This window comes from Colwellia sp. TT2012, assembly GCF_001440345.1.
In the GTDB taxonomy this organism is placed as follows: Bacteria; Pseudomonadota; Gammaproteobacteria; order Enterobacterales; family Alteromonadaceae; genus Colwellia.
In genome coordinates, this window is record NZ_LJYX01000017.1 from 624,241 (window position 1) to 637,584 (window position 13,344).

Here is a 13,344-nt window from a genome sequence, read left to right on the forward strand (position 1 = left end):
TAAGGGAGTTACTACGTTAGACATCAAGGCAATAAATAATAGCCGCTATATTTTTTAGTTATTTGTACCAGTCGGTTATTATTTGTTTAATTTTTACCATATCCAGATGTGTTTGACAGGCTTTACTTACTCGCTCAATAGCTTGCTCTTCGAGTACCGCCACACTTGGCGCTTTGCTGACCTCATAACCAAGCCACAGCATAAAGAGTTGTAGCCCAGCGGGTTGATCAAATAGACCGTGTAAATAACAACCAGCTACTTGCCCATCGTCACTTAATAACCCTTGCTCCTTACCTTGAATATCAAGTAAATAATGACACGGTTGCGCGTCATCATTAATCAAGGTGCTTTCACCGGCATGAATTTCATAGCCACTAATTTCAACCCTTTGCTGAGCAAGTTGTAATATCGCGGAAACATTAAGCAGAGTTTTTTCCCGCTTTAATACTGTCTTCATAGAAAAATAGCCTAGTCCTTTACTACTCCCCGCTTGCCCTTCTAATCCTTCGGGGTCAGCAATCAATTCTCCAAGCATTTGATAACCACCACAGATACCTATCACTTTACCGCCATAACGCAAATGTTTGGCTACATCATCATGCCAACCACGTTGACGTAAAAAAGTGAGATCACTACGGACATTTTTACTACCGGGTAAAATAATCAACTCGCACGGGGGAATCGCGATTTTTTCAGGACTGTTATCACCTTCAACCCCTTTAGCAAACAGGAACTGGCAATCTATATCTTTATGATGGCGTAAGGCATCAAAATCAGTATGATTGCTCATATAGGGATAAACTAATACCACAATGCGCACTTTGTCTGCAGACGAATCTCCTGTTACTGACGCTTGCTGGGTCACTAAGGCATCTTCTGAAGAAATATCTAAACCGTGTAAAAAAGGTAACACCCCTAACACAGGTTTATTGGTTTTTTTCTCTAACCAGGTCAAGCCAGACTCAAGTAACTTAATATCACCTCGAAAGCGATTAATGACAAAACCAACCACTCGGTCTTGCTCTGATTGTGACAATAACATCAGGGTACCGACCAATTGGGCAAAAACACCACCTTTATCAATATCAGCAATGATCAAAACGGGGCAATCGACGGCTTCAGCAAAGCCCATATTAGCAATATCACCCTCGCGTAAATTTATTTCTGCTGGACTGCCGGCACCTTCAACCACGACTAGGTCATATTTTTCTATCAAGCGCTGATGTGAACTAAGCACAGCTTGCATAGCCACTTTTTTATAATCTTGATACTCGCTCGCTTCCATATTCGACGAGCTATTATGGTTGAGCGCCTTACCGTGCACAATAACTTGCACACCAGTATCACTATTAGGTTTTAACAAAATAGGGTTAAAGTCGACATCTAGAGGTAAACGCGCCGCTTTTGCTTGCAGTGCTTGGGCTCGGCCAATTTCGCCGCCACAAGGGGTAACCGCACTATTAAGTGCCATATTCTGCGGTTTAAAAGGTGCTACCTTTATATGTAAATCAGCAAACAAGCGGCAAAGGCCGGCCACTAAGGTGGTTTTCCCTGCATCAGAAGTAGTTCCTTGGACCATCAAGGTTTTACCTTGAGCTGATTTAGTTAAGGTAATGGAGCTATGGTTAGTATGAGTGTTACTTTGTTTAACTGGCATATTAAAAGTCCTCAAGCAGCGGCATGGCAATAGTCGTCACTTGTTGATGTAGTTGTTGCTCTGCTTGTTGATATAAGTGCGAAGCTTGGTTTTTACCTTGATAAGGCTGGCTAACACAAACCCGCGAGAGACTGCCATGGGCGATAACTAACACGCGTCTCAATGCGGGCGTTTTTTTGCTAATGGCCCTTGCGGCTTAGCATAAAAATTTTCTCTTTGCTCATTGGCAATAGCCACTTGTTGCGTTAGCAAGTTTTGCCAAGCCTTTATTACTCTGCAGTGAAAATCAGCTGAGGCCTCAGCCTGAGGTAATATTACCTCAGCCGGAGCCTGAAAAAACGCTTCAAGTTGTGAGCAATGCGCTTTAGCTTTTGGCTGTTTAAAACATTTGTCTTGGTTACTTATGTTATGACCTTGTCCATCAAAAGGTATATCATCAAAAGGCATGCCATCAAAGCAGCCAAAATTCATCTCTTGTAAACCTGCTGATATCTCTAACGGTAATTGGCATAGCTGTGAAAATTTTGTAGCTAATAGCTGGCAGCGCCTTAAAGGCGAACAAATAATACCCTGGTAGGCATGGGCGGTTTTTTGTTGGCCAACTAAATATTTAAGTAAACGGCTATTCTCGTTCGCAATAGGGGCGACATCAGTACAGCCATATAAAGCTGGCTTGCCTACAACTTTAACATACCTTATTAAGTCAATTTCAAGCAAAACTATTAATCACCTTAATGGCGGTCCTATTAACAAGTAGCATTTTAATAACTCTCTTTGCACTCATAAATATTTTTTATATTTAGTGGTATACCGGCAGTTACCAAGGTAACTTTATCGGCGAGATCAGCAACCTTTTGGTTTAACCAACCACAATAATCCACATATAATCGCGTCGACTCACCCATGGGCACAACACCTAAACCAATTGTATTACTGACAATAATAATATCTGTCTTTACTGAGCTAAAAGACGCCATTAAATTATCTATCTCAGTTTGTAAATGCTCTCCCTGCTGGACATTACTTGCCTCTTGTACCGCATAAAGTTGGTTGTTCAACCACAACGTTAAAAAATCCAATAAATAGACATTGTTGTTATCAAGTTCAGCCAGCGTTTCCGCAAGCGCTAATGGGCATTCCATTAATTGCCAGTTATCACCTCTATCACTTTGCTGTTGCCTTTATTCTCTTGCCCATTTCAATATCAATGGCGGTTGCCGTAGCAATATACACCGCGGGTTTATTTAGCTTACTTGCCAACACTTGCACTTGTTGCTCTGCATATGTCGACTTGCCCGAGCGAGCACCACCTAGCACAAAATGAATCACCCTATGACTCTCGTTAAAGTATCGTTTTTGAGAAAGGCAACGAGGGTTAAATAAATAAGCAACTCAGAAATTTGTTGTGCTGCGCCTAAACAATCGCCGGTAAAGCCACCTATTTTAGCCATAAGCCACTGTTTAAAAAACCAACGAAAAAACAATAACACCAACAATAAAGAAAAAACCACTTCACTGGTATAAAAAATTAGCGGGGCTAGACCCATCAAGGGTAGGCTAGAAATTAAACTGCCAGCAACTGATCTAGACAAGCTTGCCGCTAAAAAAACGCTAAAAGCAAGTGCTTACTATCTTGTTGAGCTAGCCCTACTAACAAAGTGGACTTTAATAGCAAAGCCATCACTAAGGTGACAGCACCATAGGTACCAATACGACTATCTTTCATGATACTTAGTCGTTTTTCTCTGGCGAAAGCGCCACCTATGCCATCAGCCATATCGACTAAACCGTCTTCATGAAAAGCGCCGGTTAATAGCAAACTTATCACCATAATTAACAAAATAGCGACATTGACCGGTAAAAAGTGACTAAAAACGACATACGTTAAGCCGAGCAACAAACCTGTGACTAACCCCACTAAAGAGAAGTATCGGTTAGCTTTATTCAGTAATGCCTCTGAATAAATCATGGTTTTGGGCACAGGTAAACGAGTAAAAAAGCTTAGCGCCAAGTAAAATAAATTCAGTTTAGCTTTTACGTTCTCGATAAGGTTTCTATTAGCTGGCCTTTTATCGGCTTAATCACACGGTCACACCCGCACTTTCGAAGCTGGCCATATGATTATAAAAGCTTGCTGCAGCTTTAATCAGAGGATAAGCAAGTGCGGCACCTGTGCCCTTCCCCAAACACAAACCTAGCTTTAATAAGGGTTGACCACCTTGCTTAGTTAACGTTTGTGCCGCCAGTAGTTCACTCAATAATAGCTGATGGGCTTTTTCTTCGGAAACATGGGGAAATATAAGGTAATTAGCTACATTTTTATCTAAGCGCAGTGCAACAAGTGCGGCCACGCTAACAATGAAGCCATCAATGACAACGGGGATAGTGTTAGCGGCGGCTGTTAATATCGCCGCCACCATTTGTACAATTTCAAAACCGCCGAGTTGTGATAGTAACTCAGTGACTTCAGCTTGATTTAACGTTTCAGGGCCACTGTCTGATAGGTTTACTCGTTGTAAAGCATGTTCAATCAAGGTGATTTTTTTAGCTAATTGTTCATCAGTGATACCTGTACCTCGACCAACACACTGCTCAACACTAAAACAAGTGAGCGCTGATATTAAGGCCGCAGCAGAGCTAGTATTAGCAATGCCCATTTCACCGAGTAAAACAACTCGACACCTTGTGCTACTTGCGCATTAACAAGTTTTTCTGCCTGTTCAAAGCCTTGGTCTACCTGAGTGATAGACATAGCAGGCCTGACTGAAAAATTATTAGTTCCTGCGCCAAGTCGTTGTTCAATAAGTTTAACGTCACCGCTGTTACCTTAAAGAAGTTGCGCTATGTCATTAGGGTTAATGGCTTGTAATATGCCGCAATCAATCACCCTAAGCGCAAGCTCATTACTTTGACAAAAACAATTTATTGCCGCCCCTCCCTGTAAAAAATTGAGTAGTATTTGTTGTGTCACGTCACTGGGGGCAATACTTAAATTTTCTTCATTGATACCGTGATCACCCGTAAAGACTAACATGGTCGGCATGTTCATACTGATTTGGCCACTACCTTTATCAGCTGAGCTACGACTAATAAGCTCCGCATGTTTTTTTCGTCTTTGCTCACTAATTAAAGCAAGTTGCACAGCCAAGGGCTCAAGTGCACCTAAGGCACCTAGCGGTTTCGTTTTTTCGTCAATTTTAGTTTGTATAACGGCTAATGTTGCTTTACTTAATGGTAAGATTACCATCATGAGCTTTAGTCTAGGGGAGTGGTTAAAAATAAAAATAATGACCTTATTTTAAGCTATTTAACTCATTAAAAACATAACTGTTTTCACTATGATAGCAGGGTTAATTTACAGCAATGTTTTAAATTATTATTGCTAGCTCCGCTAAAGTCTTCGCTAGGAAAAAGTGCTAAAACTCTGTACCATCCCTTAGTAATAAATATTCACCTTAAAATTTTACCTCAGGCTGATATAATTTTATGAAAAAAATTACAAAATTGACTCTTATCCTTACCAGTATATTTTTGACAAGTTGCGTTAATCAAAATACCAAGATTTCCGCCAATATCATGCCCACTACAAATCCATGTACTAAACTAGAACAACTTAAAAATGCCTATTATGATGACTTTAAGCAACTTAAAGAGGTTAAAGTTGGCGGTAGAGCCAGTAATATATGGAAAGCTAAATACCACCTTTTTGGTGAAAATTGCCAAGTTTTTTCCTGGGGAGGCAAGCAACATACCTACTCTTGTCGCTTAGTGGCGCCGAATGAAGAAACCGCTCAAAATTATTACCGCAGTGCTAAAAGAATCACTAAGCAATGTTTAGGGGATGAGTGGCAATTAGAAGAGAGTAATCGAAGACATGATGATGGCATGAAAGCAAGTTTCACCAATAATAAGGCTAAACCAAGTGAGCAGGTAACTTTTTCAACACACTTAGTACCAACATCGGGTTTATTTTCCACGACTTGGACGATTTACTACTATGTCGGTAATAGCACAAAGCCAAAGCATAAGAAGCATTAGCCTAATACCTTTCACTATTGAGCATAAAAAAAGCAGGCCGTTACTTGTCAAAAAAACAACTAACGGCCCGCTTTAAAAAGGTAAACCCTTGAGTTATTGAGTTAAGCAAGACTAATTATCATCGGGATCTGCACCATCCAAGGTTACCCCTGATAATCCACCCATACCGCCTTGTTCATTACTACGCAATTTGATCATTAAACGTAAATCATTGGGCGAGTCCGCATGATGAATGGCATCCGCATAAGTGATCATCCCCTGATGATAATGGCTAAATAGCGCCTGATCGAATGTTTTCATGCCGAGTTCATTAGACTTTTCCATCACCTCTTTAATACTGCTAACGTCACCCTTTTTGATCAGCTCACTAACATAAGGCGAGTTCAGTAAGATTTCAATAACGGCAACTCGGCTAAGCCCATCTTTTGTCGGCACCAATTGTTGAGCTATAATAGCGCGCAAGTTCAAAGCTAAATCAAACAGTAATTTACCATGTTGATCAGCAGGGACTAAATGCATAATACGGTCAATGGCTTGATTGGCGTTGTTAGCATGTAAGGTAGCGATACATAAATGACCTGTTTCAGCAAAGCTTAACGCATGTTCCATAACCTCTTGGTTACGAATCTCACCAATTAAAATAACATCGGGAGCTTGGCGTAATGAACTTTGCAGTGCTGCATCAAATGACAGCGTATCTAAGCCAACTTCTCGCTGAGTTATCATACTTTTACCATGTTCATGGACAAATTCTACTGGGTCTTCGATGGTTAAAATATGACCATAAGAGTTACGGTTACGATAACCAATAAGAGAGGCCATCGAGGTTGATTTACCCGTACCTGTACCACCAACAAAGAGTACTAAACCACGCTTAGACATAATAACGTCTTTAAGTACCGATGGTAAACCTAAGTCATCAACATCTGGAATGTCGGTAATAATACGACGCACAACCATGCCCGCCATATCACGTTGCCAAAAAGCCGAGATACGAAAACGGCCAATATCCTCAATTTCAATGGCAAAGTTACATTCTTTTTCAGTGTCAAATTGATGCTGCTGCTTTTCAGTCATGGCAGCATGAACGAGCTCTAAAGACTCTTCAGCCGTCAACACCACATCATCGATGGGTTTTAATTCACCATTTACTTTTGCGCTAACCGGCATTTTGGCGGTAACAAACATATCAGAAGCGCCTTGTTTTACCATTTTTTCTAAAAATTGATGAAGTCTCATTTAATATCCTTTATTTCATCTTTTTGCAAAAGCTATGGGTTAAAAGCCTGAGAATTGGGTCTTATCAACCGCTTTTTCCATAGCATGTTGCTTGGTGATTATGCCGCGATTTACTAGGCCTTGCAGACATTGATCCATGGTTTGCATACCGTGTTGCATACCCGTTTGGATAGCAGAATACATTTGTGCTATTTTATCTTCACGAATAAGATTACGAATAGCGGGTACACCAATCATAATTTCATGGGCGGCAACACGACCACCACCCACCTTTTTAATCAGGGTTTGTGAAATAACCGCACGCAGTGACTCAGAAAGCATAGAGCGCACCATGGATTTTTCTTCCCCGGGGAAAACATCAATAATACGGTCAATGGTTTTAGGCGCTGAGGTGGTATGCAAAGTACCAAAGACTAAATGTCCCGTTTCTGCCGCGGTCATGGCTAAACGAATAGTTTCTAAATCACGCATCTCACCAACAAGAATAACATCGGGATCTTCACGTAAAGCTGAGCGCAATGCCGCTGAAAAGCTTAAGGTATCGCGATGTACTTCCCTTTGATTTATCAGGCATTTCTTATTTTCATGGACGAATTCTATGGGATCTTCAATGGTGAGAATATGATCGTGTTTAGTACTATTAATATAATCCACCATAGCCGCTAAGGTGGTTGACTTACCTGAGCCCGTAGGTCCAGTTACCAGTACTAAGCCGCGCGGGGTATCGGCAATATCACGAAATATTTCAGGACAACCTAGGTCATCTAGTGACAGAATTTTACTTGGAATGGTACGAAATACTGCGGCCGGACCGCGGTTCTGATTAAAAGCATTAACCCTGAAACGAGCAAGGCCTGGCACTTCAAAGGAAAAATCGACCTCTAAATTTTGTTCATATTCTTTACGCTGACGGTCATTCATAATGTCATACACTAAAGCATTGACGTCTTTAGCATCAAAAGCGGGAATATTGAGTTTACGTATATCGCCATCTACTCGAATACAAGGTGGTGTACCCGTTGATAAATGTAAATCTGATGCGTTATGCTGTACGCTAAATGCAAGTAGTTCGGTAATATCCATAAAAGCCTCTATTGATAGGGTGATAGAAAATAATATTTTTATCTTTTATCGGTAATAATTTAATAGGTTATACTATCCAGAAAATAAGTTAAGTTAAAACAGTCCACACTAAGTTCACATGATAAACATAAAAGATAATCTTGATAAAATTAAAGCGCAAATTCAGCAAGCTTGCCAGCAAAGTGGTCGATTAATTCCTTATACTGTACGAGCAAAGCAATCACTGCCCGTATCACTACTGGCAGTCAGTAAAACTAAGCCAGCGGAACTCATTGAACAGGCATATTTAGCAGGACAACATGATTTTGGTGAAAATTACCTGCAAGAAGCCGTAGAAAAAATAACACAGCTAGTACATTTACCTGAGTTAAATTGGCACTTCATTGGCCCAATTCAAGCGAATAAAACCAAACAAATTGCCCATAATTTTTCTTGGGTCCATAGTGTCGATAGAGAAAAAATCGCCCTGCGCCTAAATAAACATCTTCAAGATGATAATGGTCACAATACTCCGCTAAACATATGTTTACAAGTGAATATTAGCAATGAAGAGTCTAAGTCAGGCGTTGCTATTAATGACATTTTCTCGCTCGCTGAAATTGTCAACAACTGTGATAAACTCACCTTACGTGGCTTAATGGCCTTGCCTGAAAAAAACGCCGGTAACGATTGCTATGAAAAGATGCAGCAACTATTTATACAATTACAAAAAAAGTACCCAAGTGTCGATACCCTTTCTTTAGGCATGTCTAATGATTTTCAGCAAGCGGTAGCCCACGGTTCAACCATGGTGAGAATTGGTAGCGCCATCTTTGGTACACGAACATATAAAAATTAACCTTAGGACTATCTTTATGAACAAAATTGCCTTTATCGGTGCTGGGAATATGGCGCGCGCGATTATTATTGGCTTAGTCAACTCAGGTGTTGCACCACAAAACATTATGGTAGCTAATCCATCGCCAAGCAAGAGACTAAACCTGGCGCAAGAGTTTGGCGTTTTACAAACGGATGACAATAACAAGGCTAGTGAGTTTGCCGAAGTAGTAGTGCTTTGTGTTAAACCACACCTTATCACTGAGGTTTGTCGGCAAATAAGTCAGGCTATCAGTATTTCAGGAAAGCTTTTTATTTCGGTGGCCGCAGGGACAACGGTTGCACAGATCCAAGTAGCCCTATCAAAAAACAACAAGGTTAACCTGCCCCCTGTGGTTCGAGTTATGCCAAATACTCCAGCACAATTGGGCTTAGGTATGAGTGGTTTATTTGCCTCAAATGAAGTCAGCGTTGAGCATAAGGCGATTGCCGAGAAGCTAATGACGGCAGTAGGTAAAATTATTTGGCTTGCCACCGAGGATAAGATTAATGATATTATCGCCGTGGCTGGCTCTGCTCCAGCCTATTTTTTCTTGTTTATGGAAGCCATGGAGAAACAAGCGCAACATTTAGGCTTTTCAAGTCAAGAGAGCCGCATGTTAGTACAACAAACCGCTCTTGGCGCTGCACAAATGGTTGCCCATAGTGACGAGGCGATCAGTACCTTGCGTGCCAATGTCACCTCAAAAGGAGGGACAACACATGCGGCAATTGAACAATTTAAACAGGATGGTATGGAAGACATGGTCAAAAATGCCATGAATGCGGCCATTGCCCGTGCTGAAGAAATGGCTAAATAAGGCATTTCAATGACAAAAACTTTAATTAGAATATTTATAATTACCTAGAGGAAAACCAATGGAAGCAATTATTTATTTGCTGAGATTCGCCTTCGATGCCTTGTTAATGATTTTAATCATGCGTGTATGGCTACAATGGGTTAAAGCTGATTTTTATAACCCCCTAAGCCAATTTATTGTCAAAGTAAGTAACCCATTAGTGGTACCACTGCGCCGAATTATTCCCGGGTTAGGTGGTTTTGACCTGGCAACTATATTGGTGGCATATATTGTCGCAACATTAAAATTTGTCACCCTTGCGGCTTTATCCGGTGAAAGTTTAGGTGTGTTAGCCTTTTACATTGGCTTATTAGTATTATTAAAACAAGCAGGATTTTTGCTGTTTATTTTAATGATCATCATGGCTATCATGAGTTGGGTAGTCAAAGGTTATAATGCCACGGCTATGGTTCTTAGCCAATTAACGGACCCTTTTTTACGACCACTTCGCAAAATAATTCCTAATATGGGTGGTTTAGATTTATCTATGTTGGTCGCTTTTTTGGCGATGAATGTCATCAATATATTATTGGCCAGTTCACTGCCTTATTGGGGCGCGCTATAAAAAAGTTAAACTCATATTTATCAACTTAATTTACTTCGGAACTGTTCTATAATTAAGAGCAAGTAACAGCACAGTTTCGAGTCCTCTATACTTTTTTGGAGATCCACATGAAAATTTCAATCATCAAACTACTTATCGCACTTAGCCTTAGCTTGTTTGTGATGACCAGTGTTAGCGCTGAAAACATGAAAAAACTAGGCTCAATGAATGTACATTACATGGCTATTGGGTCAACATTTTTCACCCCTGAAATAGCTAAAGCTTATGGTATTACGCGCAGCAGATACAATGGTTTAATCAATATATCAGTGTTAGACAATAGTAAAAAAGGCACGCCTGCTAAAGCCGTTAGTATTACCGGTAAAGCTAAAAACAACCTTGGACAATTTAAAGATCTAGATTTTGTCGAGGTCAAAGAAGGCAATGCTATTTATTACCTAGCCCAAGTTCGCTATCGCAATGAAGAAACCCTTCATTTTGATATTATGATTAATGATGGCAAAGAAAAGCAGCAGTTGAAATTTTCACAAAAATTCTATGTTGATTAAGCGAAAACACCCTAACACGTTATTAAAAAAGAGCTTTATATAGCTCTTTTTTTTGCGCTTAATTTTAGCGAAACATAGCAAGTTTATTACGGTTTAAGGTAGAATAGCGCTCATAAAATATCATTAATAAAACGAGTAAACAGGTAACCATCATGTCAAAAATTGTATTAGCCACAGGAAATCAGGGCAAAGTTAAAGAGTTAGCCCACTTATTGACTGAGCAGGGCATTGATATAGTACCGCAAAGTGAATTTGATGTTCCAGAAGTGGCAGAAACAGGCACAACTTTTGTCGAAAATGCCATCATTAAAGCCCGTCATGCGGCAAAAATCACCGGCTTACCTGCGATTGCTGATGACTCTGGTTTGGAAGTTGATGCCTTAAATGGCGCGCCGGGGGTTTATTCAGCTCGTTACGCTGCAGATATCACCCAAGGGCAAGTAACCGATGATGATAATACCAATAAGTTACTTGCTGCGTTAACGGATATTCCTGATGAACAGCGTAGCGCTCGTTTTCACTGTGTTTTGGTTTATATGAAGCATGAAAATGATCCAACACCACTTATTTGTCATGGCGTCTGGGAAGGTAGTATCAGTAGGAGTAAGCAAGGCGATCAAGGCTTTGGTTATGATCCCATTTTTTGGCAAGATGACTTACAAATGTCTTCGGCGCAGTTATCACGAGATGTAAAAAACCAACGTAGTCATCGTGGTCAAGCCTTAGCAAAGTTGGTTACACAACTGGCTAAGGCGAGAGCATAAAGTGAGCATGAGTACCGTTATAATGTTAGAAAATCAACCCTTGTCACTCTATATTCATATTCCTTGGTGCGTAGAAAAATGTCCCTATTGCGACTTTAACTCCCATGCTGTTAAAAGTGCTATTCCTGAACAGGATTATGTCGAGGCCTTAATTGCCGATTTAGATGCCGACATTAAGCGGTTTGACCTAACCGAGCGCTCTTTACACTCCATATTTATTGGTGGCGGTACACCGAGTTTATTTTCAGCCGCATCGATTAAAAGCTTGCTAAGCCAGGTTCTTAGTCGCTTTGACCATAAAGCCGAGATAGAAATCACCCTAGAAGCCAACCCTGGTACCGTTGAGGCCGATAAATTCATTGGCTTTTTTGACGCTGGAGTATCTCGACTTTCTATTGGTGTACAAAGCTTTGCTTCAGATAAGTTAATAAAACTCGGCCGTATCCATGATAGCGATCAAGCCAAAACAGCAGCAAAACTTGCCACAGATAGCGGCGTCAGCAGTTTTAATTTAGATCTAATGCATGGTTTACCTAACCAGTCTTTAGCTAATGCTTTAGACGATTTAAAAATTGCCATTAGCCTGAATCCTCATCATATTTCTTGGTATCAATTAACGATTGAACCTAATACTATTTTCCACTCTAAGCCACCGAAATTACCCGTGGATGATGTTTTGTGGGAAATCCAAGATATGGGCGTAGAACTGCTCAAAGAAGCGGGTTATCACCAGTATGAGATTTCAGCTTACGCTAAAACAGGTTACCAATGTCAGCATAATATAAATTATTGGCAATATGGCGACTACCTTGGCATTGGTTGTGGCGCCCATGGCAAAATATCCGATAGCCGAACACAAAAAATAATGCGTACGGTAAAAGTAAAGCACCCTAAGGGCTATTTAGATCGCAGTCGTGATTTCTTAGATCAATTAACCGAGGTCGATGACAGTGACCGCCCGTTTGAGTTTATGATGAATCAGTTGAGGCTTTTTCGTGCTTTTAGTGTTGCGCATTTTCAAAAAAGCACAGGCCTGGCCATCAGCTCGGTACTGCCACAACTAAAAGAAGCTCAACAAAAAAACCTTATGGTTTATGAAGTCATAGACAATGAAAAATATTGGCGAGTCACTAACCATGGACAAAGATATCTAAATGATTTGTTAGAGATTTTCTTATGACGTTAGCACCCTCTTCAAGCGCTCAGTTAAATCAAGCTGTTCAGCAACGCCAGCTTGATTTAAGCTTTATGCAAAGGGCCTTTGAGCTAGCGCAGCAAGCGGAGCAACACGATGAAATTCCAGTTGGTGCCGTGGTAGTGTATCAAGGCAAGATTATTGCTGAGGGCTTTAATCAGTCTATTATGCTTAACGATCCGTCTAGCCATGCAGAAATGAATGCCATTAGACAAGCGGGGACGTTTCTCAATAATTATCGACTGCTAGACTGTACTTTATATGTAACCCTAGAGCCCTGCCCTATGTGTGCCGGTTTATTAGTACATAGCCGAATTAAGCGCTTAGTCTATGCTTGCAGTGACCTTAAGACAGGAGCCGCAGGTAGTGCTTTTAACCTAGTCAATAATCCGCAACTAAATCACCAGTTGGCCGTAAGTCCAGATATAATGCAAGAAGAGTGTAGCCAATTGCTATCTGCTTTTTTTAAACGACGTAGAAAAGAAAAAAAACAAGCCAAAAAAGCCACTGATAAAGCCTCTCTTTAACGATAAATATAGC

The 13,344-nt window shown here is 40.5% G+C and carries 17 protein-coding genes and 1 pseudogene; 8 read left to right on the forward strand and 10 right to left on the reverse strand.

Annotated features, from left to right (window positions below; genetic code table 11):
- Positions 1–58: 58 nt before the first annotated feature.
- From ASU03_RS12380 to cobT, 8 genes and pseudogenes are all read right to left on the reverse strand, one after another.
- Positions 59–1,657 carry a cobyric acid synthase gene (locus tag ASU03_RS12380; RefSeq protein WP_057832081.1) on the reverse strand — a complete coding sequence of 533 codons (1,599 nt, stop codon included), beginning with the start codon at positions 1,655–1,657 and terminating at the stop codon, positions 59–61.
- Between the two features lies 1 nt (position 1,658).
- The gene (locus ASU03_RS21530) at positions 1,659–1,820 is read right to left on the reverse strand and encodes a hypothetical protein (RefSeq protein WP_231731574.1); all 162 of its coding nucleotides are present in this window, start codon (positions 1,818–1,820) and stop codon (positions 1,659–1,661) included.
- A complete protein-coding gene (locus ASU03_RS12385) occupies positions 1,817–2,374 on the reverse strand; it encodes a histidine phosphatase family protein (protein WP_057832082.1) in 558 nt (185 codons plus the stop codon). Before ASU03_RS12385 ends, ASU03_RS21530 begins: the two co-directional genes overlap by 4 nt.
- 44 nt (positions 2,375–2,418) lie before the next feature.
- Positions 2,419–2,799, reverse strand: coding sequence for a bifunctional adenosylcobinamide kinase/adenosylcobinamide-phosphate guanylyltransferase (locus ASU03_RS12390; protein WP_269433016.1), 381 nt, complete (start codon positions 2,797–2,799; stop codon positions 2,419–2,421).
- Positions 2,800–2,821: 22 nt separating this feature from the next.
- Positions 2,822–2,986, reverse strand: a complete 165-nt coding sequence (locus ASU03_RS21800) for a bifunctional adenosylcobinamide kinase/adenosylcobinamide-phosphate guanylyltransferase (protein WP_269433017.1) — start codon at positions 2,984–2,986, stop codon at positions 2,822–2,824.
- Complete coding sequence (locus ASU03_RS21805) at positions 2,983–3,249, reverse strand: adenosylcobinamide-GDP ribazoletransferase (protein ID WP_269433018.1); 267 nt, start codon at positions 3,247–3,249, stop codon at positions 2,983–2,985. Before ASU03_RS21805 ends, ASU03_RS21800 begins: the two co-directional genes overlap by 4 nt.
- Before the next feature lie 8 nt (positions 3,250–3,257).
- On the reverse strand, positions 3,258–3,626 hold the full coding sequence (locus ASU03_RS21810) for an adenosylcobinamide-GDP ribazoletransferase (RefSeq protein WP_269433019.1): 369 nt from the start codon (positions 3,624–3,626) through the stop codon (positions 3,258–3,260).
- Positions 3,627–3,738: 112 nt separating this feature from the next.
- Positions 3,739–4,907: pseudogene (gene cobT / locus ASU03_RS12400) on the reverse strand (nicotinate-nucleotide--dimethylbenzimidazole phosphoribosyltransferase).
- A gap of 326 nt (positions 4,908–5,233) precedes the next feature.
- Here cobT and ASU03_RS12405 point away from each other — a divergent pair.
- Positions 5,234–5,695 carry a hypothetical protein gene (locus ASU03_RS12405; RefSeq protein ID WP_231731575.1) on the forward strand — a complete coding sequence of 154 codons (462 nt, stop codon included), beginning with the start codon at positions 5,234–5,236 and terminating at the stop codon, positions 5,693–5,695.
- 111 nt (positions 5,696–5,806) lie between these two features.
- Here the strand turns inward: ASU03_RS12405 and ASU03_RS12410 are convergent, their stop codons facing one another.
- Positions 5,807–6,934 (reverse strand): PilT/PilU family type 4a pilus ATPase, encoded by a 1,128-nt coding sequence (locus ASU03_RS12410; RefSeq protein ID WP_057832084.1) that lies wholly within the window; start codon positions 6,932–6,934, stop codon positions 5,807–5,809.
- Positions 6,935–6,973: 39 nt separating this feature from the next.
- Complete coding sequence (locus ASU03_RS12415; protein ID WP_057832085.1) at positions 6,974–8,017, reverse strand: type IV pilus twitching motility protein PilT; 1,044 nt, start codon at positions 8,015–8,017, stop codon at positions 6,974–6,976.
- Between the two features lie 118 nt (positions 8,018–8,135).
- Between ASU03_RS12415 and ASU03_RS12420 the strand changes: the two genes are divergently transcribed.
- From ASU03_RS12420 to tadA, 7 genes are all read left to right on the forward strand, one after another.
- Positions 8,136–8,855, forward strand: coding sequence for a YggS family pyridoxal phosphate-dependent enzyme (locus ASU03_RS12420; protein ID WP_057832086.1), 720 nt, complete (start codon positions 8,136–8,138; stop codon positions 8,853–8,855).
- 16 nt (positions 8,856–8,871) lie between these two features.
- Entirely contained in the window at positions 8,872–9,693 is an 822-nt protein-coding gene (gene proC / locus ASU03_RS12425; RefSeq protein ID WP_057832087.1) for a pyrroline-5-carboxylate reductase, read from the forward strand.
- A gap of 58 nt (positions 9,694–9,751) precedes the next feature.
- Complete coding sequence (locus ASU03_RS12430; protein WP_057832088.1) at positions 9,752–10,297, forward strand: YggT family protein; 546 nt, start codon at positions 9,752–9,754, stop codon at positions 10,295–10,297.
- Between the two features lie 107 nt (positions 10,298–10,404).
- Complete coding sequence (locus ASU03_RS12435; RefSeq protein WP_057832089.1) at positions 10,405–10,845, forward strand: DUF4426 domain-containing protein; 441 nt, start codon at positions 10,405–10,407, stop codon at positions 10,843–10,845.
- 152 nt (positions 10,846–10,997) lie between these two features.
- Positions 10,998–11,609 carry an RdgB/HAM1 family non-canonical purine NTP pyrophosphatase gene (gene rdgB / locus ASU03_RS12440; RefSeq protein ID WP_057832090.1) on the forward strand — a complete coding sequence of 204 codons (612 nt, stop codon included), beginning with the start codon at positions 10,998–11,000 and terminating at the stop codon, positions 11,607–11,609.
- Between the two features lie 7 nt (positions 11,610–11,616).
- A complete protein-coding gene (gene hemW, locus ASU03_RS12445; RefSeq protein ID WP_231731576.1) occupies positions 11,617–12,789 on the forward strand; it encodes a radical SAM family heme chaperone HemW in 1,173 nt (390 codons plus the stop codon).
- A complete protein-coding gene (tadA, locus tag ASU03_RS12450; RefSeq protein WP_057832092.1) occupies positions 12,786–13,331 on the forward strand; it encodes a tRNA adenosine(34) deaminase TadA in 546 nt (181 codons plus the stop codon). The genes hemW and tadA overlap by 4 nt, the downstream gene beginning before the upstream one ends.
- Positions 13,332–13,344: the final 13 nt, after the last annotated feature.

Bases quoted from the DNA above. Each gene is read 5' to 3' on its own strand.
- ASU03_RS12390 (WP_269433016.1), bottom strand. From the start codon at position 2,799: ATGGAATGCCCATTAGCGCTTGCGGAAACGCTGGCTGAACTTGATAAC.
- ASU03_RS21810 (WP_269433019.1), bottom strand. From the start codon at position 3,626: ATGATTTATTCAGAGGCATTACTGAATAAAGCTAACCGATACTTCTCT.
- ASU03_RS12415 (WP_057832085.1), bottom strand. From the start codon at position 8,017: ATGGATATTACCGAACTACTTGCATTTAGCGTACAGCATAACGCATCA.
- ASU03_RS12380 (WP_057832081.1), bottom strand. From the start codon at position 1,657: ATGCCAGTTAAACAAAGTAACACTCATACTAACCATAGCTCCATTACC.
- ASU03_RS12430 (WP_057832088.1), top strand. From the start codon at position 9,752: ATGGAAGCAATTATTTATTTGCTGAGATTCGCCTTCGATGCCTTGTTA.
- ASU03_RS12410 (WP_057832084.1), bottom strand. From the start codon at position 6,934: ATGAGACTTCATCAATTTTTAGAAAAAATGGTAAAACAAGGCGCTTCT.
- ASU03_RS12405 (WP_231731575.1), top strand. From the start codon at position 5,234: ATGCCCACTACAAATCCATGTACTAAACTAGAACAACTTAAAAATGCC.
- tadA (WP_057832092.1), top strand. From the start codon at position 12,786: ATGACGTTAGCACCCTCTTCAAGCGCTCAGTTAAATCAAGCTGTTCAG.
- ASU03_RS12435 (WP_057832089.1), top strand. From the start codon at position 10,405: ATGAAAATTTCAATCATCAAACTACTTATCGCACTTAGCCTTAGCTTG.
- hemW (WP_231731576.1), top strand. From the start codon at position 11,617: ATGAGTACCGTTATAATGTTAGAAAATCAACCCTTGTCACTCTATATT.
- ASU03_RS12420 (WP_057832086.1), top strand. From the start codon at position 8,136: ATGATAAACATAAAAGATAATCTTGATAAAATTAAAGCGCAAATTCAG.
- proC (WP_057832087.1), top strand. From the start codon at position 8,872: ATGAACAAAATTGCCTTTATCGGTGCTGGGAATATGGCGCGCGCGATT.
- rdgB (WP_057832090.1), top strand. From the start codon at position 10,998: ATGTCAAAAATTGTATTAGCCACAGGAAATCAGGGCAAAGTTAAAGAG.